This window comes from Arenibacter amylolyticus (assembly GCF_002150785.1).
Lineage (GTDB): Bacteria > Bacteroidota > Bacteroidia > Flavobacteriales > Flavobacteriaceae > Arenibacter > Arenibacter amylolyticus.
In genome coordinates, this window is record NZ_MTAZ01000061.1 from 1 (window position 1) to 18516 (window position 18516).

Consider the following 18516-nt stretch of genomic DNA (forward strand, 5'->3'; position numbering starts at 1 on the left):
TCCTCAAATTCCTTGAAGAAAAAACTCTTGGTGAATAATGCGGGCTAATATCCTTGTTTACTATGGGATTTGACCCCTACGTATTCTGAATCTCCATGTTATTTAAACTCTATGCCAAAAAAGGAAGACGGTTGGGCTGTTCCATGAAACACTGTTTTATACCTCATAGCGATGGAGAAAAATTACTCCACAAACCTTAAACCTTGAACTTTAAACCTTCAACTCTAGTCTACCTCGGCCAAGGCTTCATTTATAAGGTTCATCACACTTTCTGAGGGATTTGCGTTATGCGTAATAGCCAATCGTTCTTGCTCCCGTTGGATAAGGTTCTTAAATCGGTTTCCGCTAATATTGCCCTCCTTAAACTCTATTAACGCCATAAACCACTTAAAGTAGGGAAAGGAAACATAGGTTTTAAGAACACCACTTTCCTTTTCCAATAAATTATATCGATTTAAAGTCCTTTTCGCTTGCTTATAGTCCCCTAAATGGAGGAGGGTTTCCAAATAGGTTCTGAAGAATCGGTTCCAATTATGCTCCAAAATATCTTTCTCATTGAGCTCTAATTGGTTCTCCGCATATCGCTTGGCGTTTTTATACTCCCCATTATCGTTATAACATTTCATCAAAGAGGAGATAAAAAGCGATTTATTGTACTTATTAGACATTTGTCTGGCAAATGGCAGCGCTTCTTTAAGTAAACGTAAAGCCTGTTGGGGTCTACCCAACTTCAAAAGGTTAAAACAATAATTATTGAGGTACATAATATAATCGTGCCCCTGCTCACTAATGGAAAGCTGGCCGTAATACAAGGCTAAATCGTATTTATGGAGTCGCATTAGGATGAGTTGCCGGTTACCATAGAAATTAAGCAACAGCTTTCGGGAATAATACCTGCCATTTACCAGCTCTTCCTCCAGCTCATCATAGCAGGCTATGGTTTCCTCCAAAAGTTCTTTCTCTAGAAGGGCCAAGTAAGAAAATAGAATTAAGGCTTGGTACCTATTATATCCGTCCAGGTCATCGGAACGAAACAACCGCTTTAGCCAAGGTGCCCATTTTAGCGCATTTTCCGTGAGTTTAGTACGGTGGTAGTCGGCAACAATATCTGAAGTTGCCTGTGTCATCCTATTGCTTATATCCTTGCAACGGATATAATCGTCATGGTAATTATGTACAAACCTATTGATTAATTCGTAATCGTTGAGCCTGACACGGACCAGTAAAAAATTCAGGTAATTTTTTACCACCTCATAAAACCGGATAAAGTGAAAATGATGGGGGTCGTAGTTTTTTATATGTTTGAGAAGTTCCGTTTCCTCCTCCGAGGAGATGGTATCCGTTCTTATCTGATTGTCAAAATAATTTAAGCGCTTATAGTAATTATCGGTACAATATTCCCCTAGTCGCAATTGCATCCAGTTCATTAGGTGCGAATATTTTCGCTTGTCTATTTCAACATCATAGGACTTTGGTTTATCACAATGGAGCACATTGTGTTTAACCACCTTAAAGATTCGGCTACGATCACTATCCTGAAACCTCTCAGAGCGCTCCAAGAGAAGCACTTCATGGGGCAGCAAGGCATCAACATATTCCGAAAATTTCTTTAACCTCATGGTTCTAGTACCTTATACTTAGCATATTAACTTTCCAATTACTGAGGCATTCTTGCCCTCCCGGCAGGCTAACCAAACTACTGTTACCTTACCTCCCTATAGGCTTTACATACCTACAGTACCAACCCTCCATCTACACTTAGGGTAGTGCCATTTATAAAACTGGCCTCTTCCGAGGAAAGAAATACATAGGCATTGGCAATGTCCTCTGATTTTCCCAATCGGCCCAGGGGAGTTTTGGATTCCAGATCTACGATAACTTTTTCCGGTATGGTCTCTACCATATCAGTTGCAATAAATCCGGGGGCAACTGCATTAACATTAATACCCTTTCTTCCCAATTCCCGTGCCCATACCTTGGTAAGCCCTATTACCCCTGCTTTAGTTGCTACATAATTACTTTGCCCAAAATTACCATACAGCCCTACAATGGAAGACGCGTTTACAATTTTACCGCTTCCCTGTTCCACCATATGGTTAGAAATTACCTGGGTACAGTTAAACACTCCTGTAAGGTTTACATCCAATACGGACTGCCATTGCTCTTGGGTCATTTTTTTTAAAGTGGCATCCCTGGTTATTCCGGCATTATTTATAAGGATATCAATAGTTCCATACTCCTCTATAACCTGCGAAACGGCCTTTTCTACCTCGGTAATTTTCACGGTATCTACTTTAAAGAATTTTAGCGCTTTGCCCTTGTTCTCCTCCATGAGCCTATTACCTGCTTCGGTATTGATATCCCAGCAAATCACTTGGGCGCCTTCCTCTAAAAATCTTTTTACGGTAACTTTTCCAATACCGTTTGCACCTCCAGTAACAATGGCTACTTTACCTTTTAATCTATTCATCTTTTGAAGTTTTACCTCAAATCTATCGTTTATTTGTCCATTAAAAATAAACAAAAACAAATACCAGCTATGGACTTTTTAATTAATTTGTCACATATTTACCTATAATCCATTATTATATTGCGTATTAGCTTCGTTAATCAACACATGGACTATTGTCCCAATAGAGCAGAATAAGATGATACCCCCTACATTAACACCTCTATATAGAGCAATGAATTATTAGCAGTAATAGTATTCAATCAAACTAAAACACCCTCTAAAACCCTTAAAACAAGGATGTTACAATCAATAACCCCTATAATATGTTCAATTTTAAGCTATTCATTTCACAATAATCCCTAAAGAATCTTATGCTCCAGTTGGCAAAAGTCCATACCATAATTTTGACAAATGGATATAGCTTCTCATTTCTTTGTTTCTATATTGGTCAAAACAATGTGTAAATCTATTATAAGGTTTGTTCCGAATTTAAAATCTAAAGTGCAAAAATATTAGCCATTCCACAATATGAATGATAACTACCCTCTTTTTACCTTATTATCCCTCACGCTCTTCATGGGCGTATTATTCTATTTGGTAATAAAGTCCAGAATAAAAAATGAAAGCATAGAGACCTATGCCTTGGGAAGCAAGAGTTTCTCGTCCTTTTCGGTAGCCCTCTCCTTAGCGGCCTCATTAACCAGCGCGGCCACCTTTATTATCAATCCAGGTTTTATTGCGCTCTATGGTTTCAGTGCTTATTTAACCTTTGGAGTTGTAATGCCCCTGTCCATATTTGTGGCGCTTATCATATTAATGAAGCGCTTCCGTCAATACGGCATCAATGTAAAATCGCTCACCATTGCAGACTGGGTAGGAAAAAGATACGGCTCTACCTTTTTAAAGATCCTATTTGGGTTTTTAAGCACTCTTTTAATTACCTTCATTGTACTTATTTGTGTGGGTATCACCAAGGTTTTGTCCAAGGCCCTAGATGCAGATGAATTAACTATCCTTATTATCCTGGTGGTAGTGGTATTCTCCTATATGATTGCAGGGGGAGCCAATTCCATGGTCTACACCAACTCCCTTCAGGCTGTAATGATGATTGCGGTAGCCGTTATATTATTGGGATCCGGGGCAGAGTATCTATATAATACTGGCGGAGAAGGGATTATTGCGCGACTTGCAAAGATAGACCCCAATTTAACAAAGACCTTTAATACAGAAAGTCCACTTTTTCGCGACTTCTTTGAAGTAGTCATTTGTAACGCCATTGTTGGGATCGCTATTGTTTGTCAACCACACATCCTTACCAAATCGCTCCTCATTAAAAAAGACGCCCAGGTAAACAGGTTTTTGGCGTACTCTATCCTTATTTTAATTGTCTTCTTTTCCGTAGTAATCACCGGCTTCTATGCCCGTCTTAGCTTTCCAGACCTTCTATACAACAATGAGTTATTAAAAATGGACGGAATTATCCCGGCCTATGTGGTAGATAGGTTTCCAATCTATATAGGCATCCTAGTCATTTTAGGCCTCATAGCCGCTGGTCTTTCTACCTTGGAAGGACTTATACAGGCAATACCTACCACCTTAACCAACGATCTTATACTGCCCATTTTAGGAAGACATAAAAAGGGCATACCCGCCATCCAGATCAATTGGATAGTCACCTTTATTGTGGCTATTGCGGCGATTGTGCTATCGTACCAACAATTAGTGAGTCCTAGTCTCAGTGTGGGTATTTTTGCACAGAACGGGGTTTATGCCTTCTTCTCAGCTGCTTTTGTCCCCGTTTTCTTTGGCATTTTCACCAAAACCAATAACCCGTATGTACCCATAGTAGCCTCCCTAGTTGCAGTAGTTACCCATTTTGGGATTTATTATTTGGAGCTCACCCCATATATGGAGGGCGCCACAGTAAAGAATCCTGCCATTGCATCGGCCATTGCCCTAATAGTCTCTACTACGGTGGGCACCTTAATCTATGTTGTTAAACCAATGAAAGTTAGCGCCTATGCCACCTAAGCCTATTTCTTTATGCATATTACTTATTTCCCTAACCACACTTATGGGACAGCCACTAGAAAGATCTCAGATTTTCCTACCCAAGAGCAAGGTAAACCTTAGCTATGTACAGGCCGGACAAGGGGTACATACCCTTGTTTTGGTTCACGGATTGGGCAGTAATTCCAAGGCATTCACTAAAAACATAGGGGAGCTTTCCAAAAAAGCACGGGTAATAGCCATAGACCTTCCCGGCTTTGGGGATACGGAACCTGGGGAATTTGTTCCTGGAATGGAAAATTATGCCCATACCATAGCAGAATTCGTATCCCTTAAAGGATTAGACAAGATAAGCCTAGTAGGACATAGCATGGGCGGACAGATCGCCATGCACCTAGCTGCCACCCATCAACCGGAATGGCTACGGCAATTGGTACTGTTGGCTCCTGCTGGGGTGGAACAGTTTACAGCAGCAGAAAAAGAATGGTTCCATGCCGTAGTGAATGAAGCCTTTTACCTCAACTTAACGGATGAGCAGATAGAACAGAATTTCGACCTCAATTTTTATGGGAATAAGCTCCCCAAAGATGCCCAGTTTATGCTACAGGATCGTTTAGAAATAAAAGAGGACTTAGAACAATACAAACAATATGTTGCTACCGTGGTAAAAAGTATCCACGCTATGTTGAAGGAGCCTGTATATCATCATATTGAAAACATAAAGGTTCCTGTGAAGGTGGTATTTGGTAAGGAAGACAAACTGATTCCTAATAAAATACTACACCCCCAACTAACTACGGAAGGTCTTGTAGAATCTCTAACAATGGATTATCCCACTATAGACCACGTTCTTTTGGAGCAGGCAGGGCATTTTGTGCAATGGGACCAAAGCGAGGCAGTAAATAGCATCATCCTAAAAGACATTAATTAATATGATTTGCCAGTAATAATTGAGTATTAGAAAAACCATTTAAACTAATTAACCACTAAATACTAAACCCATGAAACAACTAACTTTAGCAATACTTTATTTTGCGGGGCTGTTCGCAATGAACGCTCAGCAGGTAACGGTTACCGGAAAGGTGACCGACCAAGAAGGGACTGGCCTATCCGGGGCCACTATTTACGCCGTGGAGATTGGTGTAGGCACCACGGCCGATATAGATGGCAATTACCAATTTACCGTTCCTGCAGGCCGACTCTTAATTGAGGCATCCTATGTAGGATTTTCAGCAGTCTCCCAACAAGTAGAGGTTACCGAGGGCACTGTACTAAACTTTACACTGGCTGAAGGGAACGCCCTAGACGAAGTAGTAATTTACTCGGGCTCCAAGAAGGCCGAAAAACTAACGAGCTCTACTGCCACCATTATTACCATAAGCGCTAGAGAAATAAATGAATACGCCGGGAATCCTGCCGAGTTATTGGCTAGGAAAAAAGGAATCGATTATTTTAGGGCGGGTATTGCTGCCCCAGCATTTAATATCCGGGGGTTTAATTCTAACTTCAATTCCAAAAACCTACAGGTAGTAGACAATAGGTTTTCTACCCTCATCGCAACCGGACTCCCCATGGGACCCTTAACCACCACCATTAAGGAAGATACCGAGCAGGTAGAATTAATATTGGGACCCAATGCTACACTTTACGGCCCCAACGCCCATAACGGCTTAATCAACACCATTACCAAAGACCCCCGTAAGCACCAAGGTATTACTATAGCAGGGAATCTAGGAGTCACTGGAGATGGGGATGCCTACTATTCCGGGAGGGCACGGTTTGCAAAAAAATTCAACGATAAATGGGCCTTTAAAGCCACTGGAGAATATACCAAAGCCACCGAATTCCACTATGCAGATTCGGTTTATATAGACCGAAAGGCAGCCGACGGAAGTCCTGGAACAGACGGGGTGAAGGAAGCCTACCCAGAGTTTCAACTAGATCCTAAAGTAGAATTCTTTAAGACCGAAGCCAGCGCCTATTTTACCCCTACCGCAGGGACGGATTTTATTGCCACCTATGGACATAGCAACAGCACCTACCTATCCCCTACCAACGTAGGAAGAAACCAGATAAAAGATTGGCGAATCAGTTTTTACCAGTTGCGATTTAACACCAAAAACTTCTTTGCTCAGACCTATTTTACTACCAGTAAAACCGATGACACCTACTCTATAGACGACCGCACCAAACAATACTACAGAGGGATAGATGCCGGTATGTCCCCAGAAGATGCAGCGGGCGATTTCTCCTATGCCAGTGGGGCTTTGTTTAAGGACGATTCTAAAAGATGGAATGCGGAAATGCAGTACAGCAATACCCTCTTTGAGAATTTGGATCTAATTACCGGCCTTCAATATCAAAAAGATATGGCCAATAGTAAAGGCACCTATTTGTTGGACCAAACAGATGATGATACTATAGATGTTTCCCAATTGGGAGGTTACCTACACTTAAATTACGATTTTGGAAACGGGTTTAAGACACTTGCCGCAGCCAGAGTAGACCATCACGATATTTACGGCACCAACTTTATCCCTAAATTGGGGATGGTAAAGGAACTGGAAAGAGGGAGCTTTAGGTTCACCTACGGCCAAGGAATTGCCTCCCCAACCATCCTAAATATGTACGGCGACCTGTTCTCCGGTCTTATACTAGGTAATGCGGAAGGCTTTACTTTAACAGACGGAACCAAGATTGCCCCACAAGATGTAGAAAAGGTGAGCACCTATGAAATTGGATACCGGGGCAGCCTTGCCGATAAATTATATACGGATGTAAATGCGTATTATAACATTAACAAAGACTTCCTAAGCCCTGTAACCGTAGTTGGAGTAACCACGCACCGTGGGGATACCCCTATAGAGGAGGTGCAGTCCGGATATGCTTTTTACAACGGATTGGTGGCTACCTATATCAACTTTGGGGAAGTTAACACTTACGGGGCAGATCTTAGCCTTACCTATGTCTTTAACCCGCAATGGAATATGACCGCTAATTACTCCTACTTTGATTATTCCTATGATGAAAACAATATGGAAAATGACTTCAATAAGGACGGAGAAGTGAATTTCATGGATTTTCTGGTAAACGCTCCCAAAAATAAAGGAGGCCTTGGGATTAATTACAACGGCTCCCGCTTTTTTGGTTCTGTATTTGGAAGAACCGTACAGAAGTATAATTACTTCTCTAGCTTCCAGATTGCATCGGAAACCATTCCAGGAATGTCCTATAGGGGTGTCCCAATTGTAGAAAATGCTCCTAGTGGTGATTCTTACAACTACGGACCTTTGGGCGGATTTGTAACCATGGACCTCAATATTGGCTACAGGGTGAGCGATAAGGTTACCATTTCCATGGCAGCCACCAACCTCTTTAACCAGGAATTACGCGAATTCACCGCTGCAGCTCCAACCAAAGGATTGTACGTTCTAGAGACTAAAATTCATTTGGATTAAAAGCACTAAACAACCTAATAACACAAGATCTGACCCCAGAAGTGGTCGCAAATTTGAAAAACTGACTGCCGTAAGACCAGTATACTGGCCTCTACCTACCGCAGGTAGCGGCAGTTTAAGTTTACCCGCAAAAAAAATATAAATAGCTGCATATATAATGAGCATGACCGAAATCTGGTCGCCAGCCCGAAAGATTCATTCTGACGGGCAAATAATTGTGAAGATATGCGAATCGCACCCGCCAGAACGACCTAGTCGGGCTGGTATGTCCGCTAAAAAACAATATATATCTACATATGAAAAATGCTAAGATAATCTCCTCAGGGATGTACGTCCCTGAGCTTACCCTTCCTAACGCATATTTTAACGAACTTTTAGGCGAGGATGTGGATACCTGGCTACGGGAGAATGTAAATATTTACGAACGCCATTGGTGCCACGAGAATGAATCTACCGCAGATTTGTGCCTGAACGCCTCCAAAGAAGCCTTGCAAAATGCTAATTTAAAGGCAACTGAAATTGATTTGATCATTGTGGCTACAGACACCCCGGAATACATCTCCCCGTCCACTGCCGCAGTATTACAGCACCGGTTGGGGGCCTCCAATGCCGGAACTTTTGATTTGAATTCTGCCTGTGCCGGATTTGTTACAGCTACGGAGACCGCCACCCACTACATTCGCAGCGGATCAGTTTCTAAGGTGCTGGTAGTGGGCGCCTATGCCATGAGTAAATACTTGGATACTACCGATAAAAAAACAGTTACCCTATTTGCCGATGGTGCCGGAGCGGTAGTACTCACCGCCACCGAGGAGCCCAACAAGGGCCATCAGGCAGGAAAACTAATCTCTCAAGGACAGTATGCCGATTGGATGGGGATTTATGCCGGGGCCACCAAAAAACCCTTGAGCAAGGAGGTCTTAGAACAAAAAGACCATAAATTGAAATTTGTTAAAAAATTCCCGCCCGAATTAAATCCTACAATGTGGAGCGGACTGGCCCGCGAAATGGCTAAAAATATGGAAATTGACCTTCAGGAGGTAGACCAGTTTTTTATTACGCAAATCAATATCAATGCCATCTGGGAAACGCTTCGTATCTTGGAAGTGGACAAAGACAAGGCTCATACCGTGATGAAACATTATGGATATACCGGATCGGCCTGTATTCCCATGGCCTTCCATGAAGCTTGGGAACAACAAAAAATAAAGGAGGGCGACACCCTATTCTTTATTGGATCTGGAGGCGGACTGGCGTTTGCCGCAAATGCATTTATACTATGATTAATACCTTTGATTGGTTTAAGAAATGGGCAGGCTACACCCCGGAGAAAATTGCTGTAAAGGACGCAGACTCTGGGCAAAGCCTATCCTATACTGACCTCAATACAGCAGGGAATGCCCTTGCCTATTACTGGCAAAAAGAAGTTGAGCTACAAATTGGAGACCGAGTGGCGATTATTGCAGAAAACCACTTAGCTCAGGTAATCCTTTTTGCCGCAGCGCAAAAAAGCGGAATTGTCTTAGTGCCGATTAATTTTAGATTGGCACCCAAAGAGATAAGTACACTCCTAAGCGACGCCCAGTGTAAATTGGCGTATATGGATGGCAGCATAGCTGAAGAACGTCTAGAGTACCAAACCATTTACAAAAACCTCAACTCGGTCTACGCTTTTATTGGAAAAGAGACTGCCCCCTTAATCCAGCCTGAAATTAGTGAGGAATCGCCAGTATTTATCCTCTACACCAGTGGAACTACCGGTCTGCCCAAGGGCACTGTATACACCCATAAAATGCTTTTTTGGAACAGCATTAATACTACCCAAAGTCTGTTGATCAACAACAACACCACTACCCTTAATTGTATGCCTCTCTTCCATACCGGGGGGTGGAATGTATTATTAACCCCTGTACTACATAGGGGCGGGACGGTACTAATGTTTAAAAAGTTTGAACCTCTGAACGTCCTCAATTGCATTATAACGGAACAGCTAGATTTGTTTATGGCGGTCCCCACCATGTTAAAAATGATGGTGGAGCTGGAGGGTTTTGAAAAGGCAGATATCAGTTGTTTAAATTATATTATCGTAGGAGGTGAAAGCATGCCCTTGCCCCTCATTGAAACTTTTCATGCAAAGCATGTTCCCATCCGCCAAGGCTACGGACTTACGGAAGCCGGCCCCAATTTAACCTCCTTGCATCAGAACGAAGCAGCAAGGAAGCAAGGTTCCATTGGCAAGCCTAATTTTTATGTGGAAATTCGCATCGTGAACGAAGAAGGTTTGGATGTAGCTCCCAATACGCCTGGAGAAATTCTGATTGGCGGCCCCATGGTAATGCCCAAATACTGGCAGAACAAGGAGGCCACCGATAACGCAAAACTAGGCCGATGGCTGCGTACCGGGGACATAGGTAGAATGGATGGGGAGGGGTTTATCTATATCATGGATCGCAAAAAAAACATGTATATCAGTGGGGCAGAAAACGTATATCCCGCAGAGGTAGAACGGGCATTGTTGCAACACCCGGCCGTAAAGGAAGCGGTGGTAATAGCAGCACCTCATCCCAAATGGGGAGAATGTGGTATCGCCTTTATTGTGAGCAATGAAAATATTTCCGATGGGGATTTAGAAGACCATTGCAAGGAGCAACTGGCCAAGTTTAAAATCCCATCCCAATTTCACTTTGTAGCTAGCATCCCTAAAAACGATACGGGAAAAATTGACCGCAAAGCGATACGACTGCAATATCTAAACAAAATATCTTAGGTTAGCATCCAGTACTAATGACTGCCAAGTGGCAGGAAAATAAAAAGACCTGCTAGGGATAACTGTCCTAGCAGGTCTTTTTTTGAATTACAATTAGTCATGATCCCTTCCTACCCCAGTTCCCATTCCAAATCGAAACTAATGGTAATAGCATCATGGACTACTATTAAGCCCAGGGCTTTTTTGGGTGCCTTAAGCTTAAAATCACTTAAACCTAATGTAAGGTCCCCCGTAATACGACCCGGTTCTTCCTGAGCTTTCATCACTGGAATCTTATAGGTATTGGTGTTACCGGCAATGGTAATATCTACCGTAGCCATTAACTGTTTGTCATCTATTAAATCCCCTTCCAATGTCCTTAGTTTTAAAAGAAGCTCTGGGTACTCCTTGGATTTTAAAAGCGCATGAAAATCTCTATTAATCCCATTACTTCCACAGTCGAACCCCAAATTATTAAGGACTAAAGTAGCCTCCTTAAAAATGTATTTGGAACCCATCTTTTCATAATGAACCGGGATTGGCTTCTGTAATCCGTTGGTATCAAAATTACAGTTGAAGGTGTTGATATTGGTAGTCCCCGAAATCATTAACCTGCTCTCTGGGGCAATGGTAACCGTAGTGGGGTTGTTTATAGAGTCCTTTACATTAAACGCAAGTAGCAAAAATAAAGTCGCAATTCCCAGTACCTTTTTCATAAGCTGTATTTTATGAATTTTCCAGTGAATTTAAAGTTTTCCTAGGCGCAACCTATCCATTGCGCCCAGGCAAAACCTGTTATATTAGAACCTTTTAATTAATTCTTTACAATTAAAAACTGATAACCGCTTCTACCATCAATCCCTTAAACTCGCCATCGTTAAAGATACTAGTTGTTGGGAAATCGCTATACTGATGGTTTACATACTCTAACTTAGCAAGAATATTTTTGGTCATAAACCATCCTGCACCCAACTGGAACCGAGAGATATCGATCTCATCCCCGCTTATTTCCTCGGCATTTACCACATTGTATCTACCTCCCAAGTATAGGTTTTCATCCTTGCCAAATCGGTAGATTAATTCACCTGCATACTGCGTGGCAGTCCTGTTGGTTAACTCGGTATTCGCTTTTCCACTGGTATGCTCAAAGGTTCCAAAAAACTCCAATCCTTTATATTTTACAAATGGATTGATCATAAACGCAGTTACTTTATTTCTCATATTGGGGTTATACCTTCCAGATCTAAAGTTACGGGTGGTAGTAGCCTCATTATCCTCTATAACATAGTAATATCTAGATCCGGCACGGTCTGCGGTGTACAAATAAGAGTTTTGAACATATCCCGTGGTATAAACAGACCCCGTGATTCGATACCTTAAATCGTCATTCGCCTGTTTGTCGTATCCTAGTTTTGCCAAGAAAGAGGCTCCTCCGGTAGACCCGTCTACTTTGTTAACAGCCTGATTTAGCTTACCGTTAGTCATCCCCAACATACTAATAAAGCCATTTTTCTGGAAATACACTTCCCCTCCTACCTCAGTGGTAAAAGCATCCATAATAAGGTTCCCTACAAAAGGGTTGTACATGGCCTGGGCGTTGTCGGTTCTTCTAAAGTGGGCATCCCCATAGTTGTTTTCCATGTGTCCCACCTTAATGGTCACATACTTCATTACATCTTCCATAAATCCTTCACGGACAAAATCCAATTTGTCTATCTGGAAGTATCCTCCCTTTACATAAGGCTCTGGATGGTGTCTTGAGGACAAATAAGTTCTTAAATGCATTCTTATTCCATCGAACAAGGCTACGTCCAAATCCAGGTTAGCCGTCGCTAGGTTAAAGTTGTATCCAATATCCTTAAGGGCTACAGCGCCAGAATTACTGTGATCTATTGCTTGATACTGCAGGGTAGACGATCCCCCAATTCTTACTTTTACTCCATCAAACGTGGAGACAGTATCCTTTGGCGCTTCAAACACATTAATTCCATTTTTATCGGGTTGCCTATAATTATCAAGATTACGGCTTTGCGCGTTTAAACCAACTCCGGTTACTACTAGAACTGCACAAACTGCTTGTTTAAAAAATGATTTCATACTTCTATATTTAATTGATATTTATTCTATTTACTTAAAACGGTATTAAATTCTATGGTGATTTCATCCCCAGTGGTAATGGTACCAAACATTGCTTTTGGGGGATCAATTTTAAAATCGGTCATCTTAATATTCTTTGATCCTTTTAGGATTGCCTTGTTAGCATCCAACACTACCTTTAGATCTAAAGGAATCTCCTTCTTCACTCCGGCTATAGTGAGGTCACCCAGTACTGCTACATTGAATCCTCCATTGCCGTCAGATTTTACTTCCTTTATCTTAGTTAACTGAAACCGAATTTTCTTATTCGAATTACTCTTTAATGCTTTGAAAGCGTTCTTATCCATGGCCGACTTGCCACTTTTTAGACTTTCGGTTACTATTTCGATACTTAGCTGCTCCAATTCCCCCAACTCGGCCTTGTTGAAAATTAACACTCCTGATTGGTCTTGGGCTACCATCTCCCAATCGTGTAAACTAGAGGTTCCTTGTATCACTAAGGACGATTCGGCATTCACAAGCTCATATTTCTGGGCACTTACGCTACTGTTAGTCAGTAAGAACATAAATAAGATCCCAGTTAGCATCCTGCTGAAATTAAATTCTCTCATAATGGATTGTTTTAATATTATGCTGCAAATCTCTAGCTATTGCTCCCTATAAAGAATGACATTTATCATCCTTCTTGGTAGAAGTTCTATCCCTTCCCTTTATTTATCTTCTTGTTTGGTAATAAGTGACAGCTTTCATCACCCTAAGCACCTGCCCCACAGCACTTTTATGTAAACTGTAGGAATTATGGATGGGTTTTAAAATTATTTTGAACTTTTATTTCGTAAGTAAAAAAAGTTGAAATTCACTTAATATTTAGAAATTCTAGATAGGGATGTTCAGCACTTAGGCATTCTGGGGGGAGGTAATGGTACTATAAAAAATGAATAAGCTCCTTCCCTTGGTTAAGGGAAGGAGCTTTTTGATTATTTTACCAGACATTTTATTCCAACACTGATCTTATTTCGGTTAATTCGGGTTCTGAAAACACTATATTGTTAAGTGCTTCCAAATTGTTGAGGAGTTGTTCTTGTGTACTAACCCCTACTAGGACACTAGAAATGCGTTGATCTTTCAATAACCAAGCAATGGCCATTTGAGCCAAACTCTGCCCGCGTTTTTTTGCAATGGCATTCAATTGGCTTACTTTGGATAGCATTTCAGGGGTGATTTGCTCTTCTTTAAGATAACGCCCATCTTTTTTAGCGCGACTCCCCTCTGGAATACCGTCTAAGTATTTATTGGTAAGGATCCCCTGCTCTAAGGGCGAGAAAGCAATGGCGCCCATTCCTTGTTTATCCAATTCTTGTAGCAGTCCATCCTCTACCCACCTATCCATCATATTATACCTCGGTTGGTGAATTAACAAAGGAGTACCTAGATCCTTCATTATTTTTGCCGCTTTGGCGGTCAATTCCGCGGGGTATTGGGAAATTCCCGCATAGAGCGCTTTCCCACTTTGCACCAAATGGTGAAGGGCTCCCATGGTTTCTTCCAAAGGAGTATCTGGATCTGGCCTGTGATGGTAAAAAATATCCACATACTCCAGCCCCATCCGTTTAAGACTTTGATTACAGGAAGCCACCAGGTATTTACGAGATCCATAATTACCATAGGGGCCGGGCCACATATCCCAGCCTGCTTTACTAGAAATTAGAAGCTCGTCCCGGTAAGGTTGAAAATCTTCTTTAAAAATTCGGCCAAAGTTTTCTTCAGCCGCACCGTATGGCGGACCGTAGTTATTAGCCAAATCAAAATGGGTAATCCCGTTGTCAAAAGCACAGCGCAATAACCCCCTTCCCGTTTCCAGATCATTGGTATGGCCAAAATTGTGCCACAGGCCTAGGGAAATCACGGGCAAAAGAAGACCGCTATTACCACATCTGCGGTACTGCATATCATTATAACGTGCATCGTTGGCTTTATATGGCCTTGGGCCAAAAGAATCGTTTACCTTCATGTTGGTTGTTTTCTTTAGTACGTAGTTAATATAAATAAGGTGCCTCACAGCACCCAAAGAGAAGTCTAAGATAAAAAAACTTTTATGGAGAGAGCGTTCACCCCAATCTAATGGCCTCCCTTCCCATTTCACCGATGATGGATACAATTATTTCGTTATCTGTGAAGGCTACCTGCTTAAATCGTCAATAAAGCCACCTACCGCTTATCACTAATTAGTTTTAAATCTTCCAAAAGATGCTGGTAACTTACCCTACTGTAGCGACCACCATTTTAGGTAGAGGATCGAGCAAAGAGTATGCCCGACAAACAAAAGATCAATGCAAAAAAACCGCTTATCAGAAATACACCCAATACACTTGGGGTCCATGAAATTATAGGTGGTGGCCAAACTATAAGGGCAATTACAGTTACCAACAATTGTACTAGTGCCAGTACGTACATGGTAATTGCCATTCCCTTGGACCTGAATCGGGAAATGTATGTCCCTACCAAACCTATAATAAAAATAGCCGCGAAAAGTCTATTTACCTCCTGGTTTTCACTGCCAATTATCCCCACAGCAGCATTTACCCAAAATAATAGGAAAGCCCCTAACAGCCCTATAATCAATGCTATTCTATACCGTATAGAGGTAGCGTTTGTCGCGATTAGTTCATAGGCCGTTCCAATACCGAGTAATGCAGCCCCCATTAACAAGAAATCCGAAGCCCTCCACTTTACCTCATCGGTAAATTGCATGGCGATAAGGGGTATCAACAGCACCAATGCAGTGAAGGCGAGCCATCCCAACATACGTTTTACAGTCTTTGTCATCGTGTTTGATTTTTATAATTTATACAGCCGAGTTTAATCTTTCCTCCCCCCTATAGGTTATTAAATTCATATAAAAAAAGGTCAACAATCCAAGGAATCATGCTTCCCACAGTCCCTTAAAAATATACTTGTATGAACCAAATTAGAGGATGTTACAGTTTCTGACAATCCCATTCCAGAACCAGCGTTTTAAATGTACTAGTTTTAAGGCCCACTCTTTTCCAATTTCAGAAATCTTACAGCGTTCTCATAAAATATCTTACGCTTATCCTCTTCCGTCAAAAACTCATAACTCTGTAACTTCTCAATACTTTTTTCAATGGCATGCGGCCACACCATCTGATCCGAACCAAACATAACCCGATCTAATAATCCATACTGCTTCGCCTTTTTTAAAAAGCTTTCTGCATAATCCATGGGCTGCTCGTGCACCCACAAAATTACTCCTAGATCGGCATAAAGCTGAGAATATTGTAGCATCATGCGCAAGGCATTTTCATAAAAAACCTCTCCGGCATGCATCATATAAATTCTAAGTTTAGGGTATTGGGCCAAGACATTTTCTAGGGTCAATGGGTCCCCCAACCGAAGTCTAAAGTCTGGACAACACCTATACGTTACATCCATAGGGCCTCCACCGGTATGCACGGCAACGGGAATATCATACCGCTCGCAAATAGCGAGATAGGGCTCAAATTGTGGGTCGGATAGCGTAAGTCCTGCGTAATTAGCCCCTATTTCACCAAATACCTTGAGTTTTCCCGTTTCAATCAGTTTTTTGAACTCAATAGTATCCTTTGGGGCTTTGTTCGTAAAATAACCAGGTATCCTAACCCCTTCATCATCCAGCTTATTTTCACCTCCAATAGTACTTACCACGGCTTTTACCACATTGTGCTTTCTTAAGGCTGCAGCTACTTCCTTGCGAAAATCCGCTAAGGTAGGTGGTGACATCACCCCATCCGCTGCAGGAGCTACAAAATATGTTTTTTCGGTATAATCGTGCAAGTGCACATCAATAATTGGCAGCTTTTCTTCTTGGCCCCAGAATAGGGTTGGCATATAAACCAAAAACACCCATAATTTATCCATATCCAAATATTTATTTATGGGGGAGCAACCGTATACGTACGGTCCTACTAGACTATATACTAAGATACTAAAAAAACAGTGAAACCTTAAAAGCTAGCATCCATTCATCCCAATTCTCCTATAATAAATTAGTTAATTCCCAGCCATAGCGATTGGGAGTAGCAGCCATCTTGGAATTGAGTCCCTCGTTTTCATTTTTGGTTCTTTTGGGTAAATTTCCGGCCCCAAGTCAACATCACTTTGGCCCCAATAGCTACCGCGATCACAAAACCATTGAATAGGATATCCAGGGGATCAAATACTCGGTATGGTAGGAACAACTGGAAGATTTCATCCAAAACTCCAACCGAGAAAACCATCAGCATGGCCCATAGGGCAGGACTTCCTTTATAACTCCCGTTATTTTTCCTTTCTATAAGTGCGTCCTGGACTAAGATGGCCAATATACTGTACTCAAATAAATGACTTCTTTCCGGGAGTCCCAATCTAAGAAACAACATCACATACACCGCCAGTACCCCAAACCAAAGTACCCATTCCATCCGTCCCGGTTTTCTCTTGATGGCATTGATTAGAATTGCCGTACCGGCCAAAACCATTCCCAGCACAAAAACCAGTGCCTGTACATCTTGACTTCCAAAAAATTTAACCAGAGGTTCTCCCATAAAAAGGGTGGCAACAATTGCGGCAAATACCACAAGGGTCCAACCCCAAAGATGCTTCTCCTTTGAAGATGTAAAACAGGACATATTATATGTTTTATGGCATTATAACCATACTTAATCCCCTAGGTTTAATAAGCTGGCATTTTCTGAGGACCTTTTTGTTAGTTTAGAATGTAATGGCGTATTAATCCACTTTCTTAAATTCTGTTCCCGTCCAAACTTCATGATGAACCACACAAAATGCACATAACTCAATTAGGCTGCTATCTGAATCAATAGCCCCTACATTTTTGATGATCATCTTACTATCATTTTTATACTCGGCACCAAGCGCCGCATGGAAACCTTCAAAAATCTCTCCCGTTTTTCGGTCTACCACCACAGCACGCTGGCAGGTGGCGCCACATCCCCAGACGACCAAGGTATAATGACCTGCGAAATTTATTCCCTTTTTGCAGGCTTCCTGTATCCTAGATTTAAAACTTTCCGATTCGGGGTAGGAAGAAAAATTGGGCGCCGCTAATTTCCCTTGGTAAATACCTGCTGGAAAATCCTTGAAGTTGGTTTGTGGTTGATACTTTCTAAATATTTTCCAACTCCCCTTATCCATCCCCTTTCCAATAATGATATCCGATTGATAGGTACCCAAGACTTCATAGGCCGGAAAACTGTCCAATTTATTCTCATGAATAACCTTTACCGTAGCCTGTTTATTTCCAAGTACTAAATAATTATTGCTATTGAGTAGTGTATCTTGCCTGTTGCCTTCGTGCAGCCCTCCCAATCTGAATGCATCCTTGTTAAGGCACACACCCCTTGCCTCCTCTTTAGACGGAAAAGACAGTAGTATCAAAAAGCTTATAGTTGCCAGTATTAGGTTCATTATAAATGTAGTTTAGCGCCCATACTATCTTTCGTGAGTTGGACCTTAGTTAAGGTATCTCCAAGTGGCTTTTAGAAAGCGTTTGGATTTTGCTGGTTGGGATATACCCTAAACACCTCTACTCCGAATATTCCATGGTACTTTCACTATAAATATAGTCAAATTATAAGATTACCTAAACATCCCCCGTTTTTTAATTGAGCATTAAATTGAGTTGCCCTATATTTTTTTCAGGTTCCGTATCAATACTGTCCTAAACGATTTCAGGAAGTTCTAAAACTACCGTT

15 protein-coding genes are annotated in these 18516 nt (G+C 41.6%); 5 read left to right on the forward strand and 10 right to left on the reverse strand.

Annotation, left to right across the window (positions count from 1 at the left end; translation table 11 throughout):
- Positions 1-224: 224 nt before the first annotated feature.
- Together BV214_RS15605 and BV214_RS15610 are read right to left on the reverse strand one after the other, a co-directional pair.
- Complete coding sequence (locus tag BV214_RS15605) at positions 225-1619, reverse strand: tetratricopeptide repeat protein (protein WP_086478440.1); 1395 nt, start codon at positions 1617-1619, stop codon at positions 225-227.
- 113 nt (positions 1620-1732) lie between these two features.
- The gene (locus BV214_RS15610) at positions 1733-2470 is read right to left on the reverse strand and encodes a beta-ketoacyl-ACP reductase (protein ID WP_086478453.1); all 738 of its coding nucleotides are present in this window, start codon (positions 2468-2470) and stop codon (positions 1733-1735) included.
- 558 nt (positions 2471-3028) lie between these two features.
- Between BV214_RS15610 and BV214_RS15615 the strand changes: the two genes are divergently transcribed.
- The 5 genes from BV214_RS15615 (at position 3029) to menE (ending at position 10687) form a co-directional block, all read left to right on the forward strand.
- Positions 3029-4483, forward strand: a complete 1455-nt coding sequence (locus BV214_RS15615; protein WP_245806812.1) for a sodium:solute symporter family transporter — start codon at positions 3029-3031, stop codon at positions 4481-4483.
- Positions 4484-4526: 43 nt separating this feature from the next.
- Complete coding sequence (locus BV214_RS15620) at positions 4527-5393, forward strand: alpha/beta fold hydrolase (RefSeq protein WP_176328539.1); 867 nt, start codon at positions 4527-4529, stop codon at positions 5391-5393.
- Positions 5394-5463: 70 nt separating this feature from the next.
- Positions 5464-7920, forward strand: a complete 2457-nt coding sequence (locus BV214_RS15625) for a TonB-dependent receptor (RefSeq protein ID WP_086478443.1) — start codon at positions 5464-5466, stop codon at positions 7918-7920.
- Positions 7921-8216: 296 nt separating this feature from the next.
- Complete coding sequence (locus BV214_RS15630) at positions 8217-9203, forward strand: 3-oxoacyl-ACP synthase III family protein (RefSeq protein ID WP_086478444.1); 987 nt, start codon at positions 8217-8219, stop codon at positions 9201-9203.
- A complete protein-coding gene (gene menE, locus BV214_RS15635) occupies positions 9200-10687 on the forward strand; it encodes an o-succinylbenzoate--CoA ligase (protein WP_086478445.1) in 1488 nt (495 codons plus the stop codon). The genes BV214_RS15630 and menE overlap by 4 nt, the downstream gene beginning before the upstream one ends.
- 110 nt (positions 10688-10797) lie before the next feature.
- On the opposite strand, the gene BV214_RS15640 is transcribed toward menE, so the two are convergent.
- From BV214_RS15640 to BV214_RS15675, 8 genes are all read right to left on the reverse strand, one after another.
- Positions 10798-11382 carry a YceI family protein gene (locus BV214_RS15640; protein ID WP_086478446.1) on the reverse strand — a complete coding sequence of 195 codons (585 nt, stop codon included), beginning with the start codon at positions 11380-11382 and terminating at the stop codon, positions 10798-10800.
- A gap of 112 nt (positions 11383-11494) precedes the next feature.
- Positions 11495-12763: a hypothetical protein gene (locus BV214_RS15645; RefSeq protein ID WP_086478447.1), complete on the reverse strand. Its 1269-nt coding sequence runs from the start codon at positions 12761-12763 to the stop codon at positions 11495-11497.
- Positions 12764-12789: 26 nt separating this feature from the next.
- On the reverse strand, positions 12790-13374 hold the full coding sequence (locus BV214_RS15650) for a YceI family protein (protein WP_086478448.1): 585 nt from the start codon (positions 13372-13374) through the stop codon (positions 12790-12792).
- Positions 13375-13757: 383 nt separating this feature from the next.
- Positions 13758-14774, reverse strand: a complete 1017-nt coding sequence (mgrA, locus tag BV214_RS15655) for an L-glyceraldehyde 3-phosphate reductase (protein ID WP_086478454.1) — start codon at positions 14772-14774, stop codon at positions 13758-13760.
- 272 nt (positions 14775-15046) lie between these two features.
- Positions 15047-15589: a hypothetical protein gene (locus tag BV214_RS15660; protein WP_086478449.1), complete on the reverse strand. Its 543-nt coding sequence runs from the start codon at positions 15587-15589 to the stop codon at positions 15047-15049.
- Between the two features lie 204 nt (positions 15590-15793).
- On the reverse strand, positions 15794-16681 hold the full coding sequence (locus BV214_RS15665) for an amidohydrolase family protein (RefSeq protein ID WP_086478450.1): 888 nt from the start codon (positions 16679-16681) through the stop codon (positions 15794-15796).
- A 191-nt stretch (positions 16682-16872) separates the two neighbouring features.
- Entirely contained in the window at positions 16873-17430 is a 558-nt protein-coding gene (locus tag BV214_RS15670) for a VanZ family protein (protein WP_086478451.1), read from the reverse strand.
- Between the two features lie 100 nt (positions 17431-17530).
- Positions 17531-18229 carry a hypothetical protein gene (locus BV214_RS15675; RefSeq protein WP_086478452.1) on the reverse strand — a complete coding sequence of 233 codons (699 nt, stop codon included), beginning with the start codon at positions 18227-18229 and terminating at the stop codon, positions 17531-17533.
- Between the last annotated feature and the right edge of the window lie 287 nt (positions 18230-18516).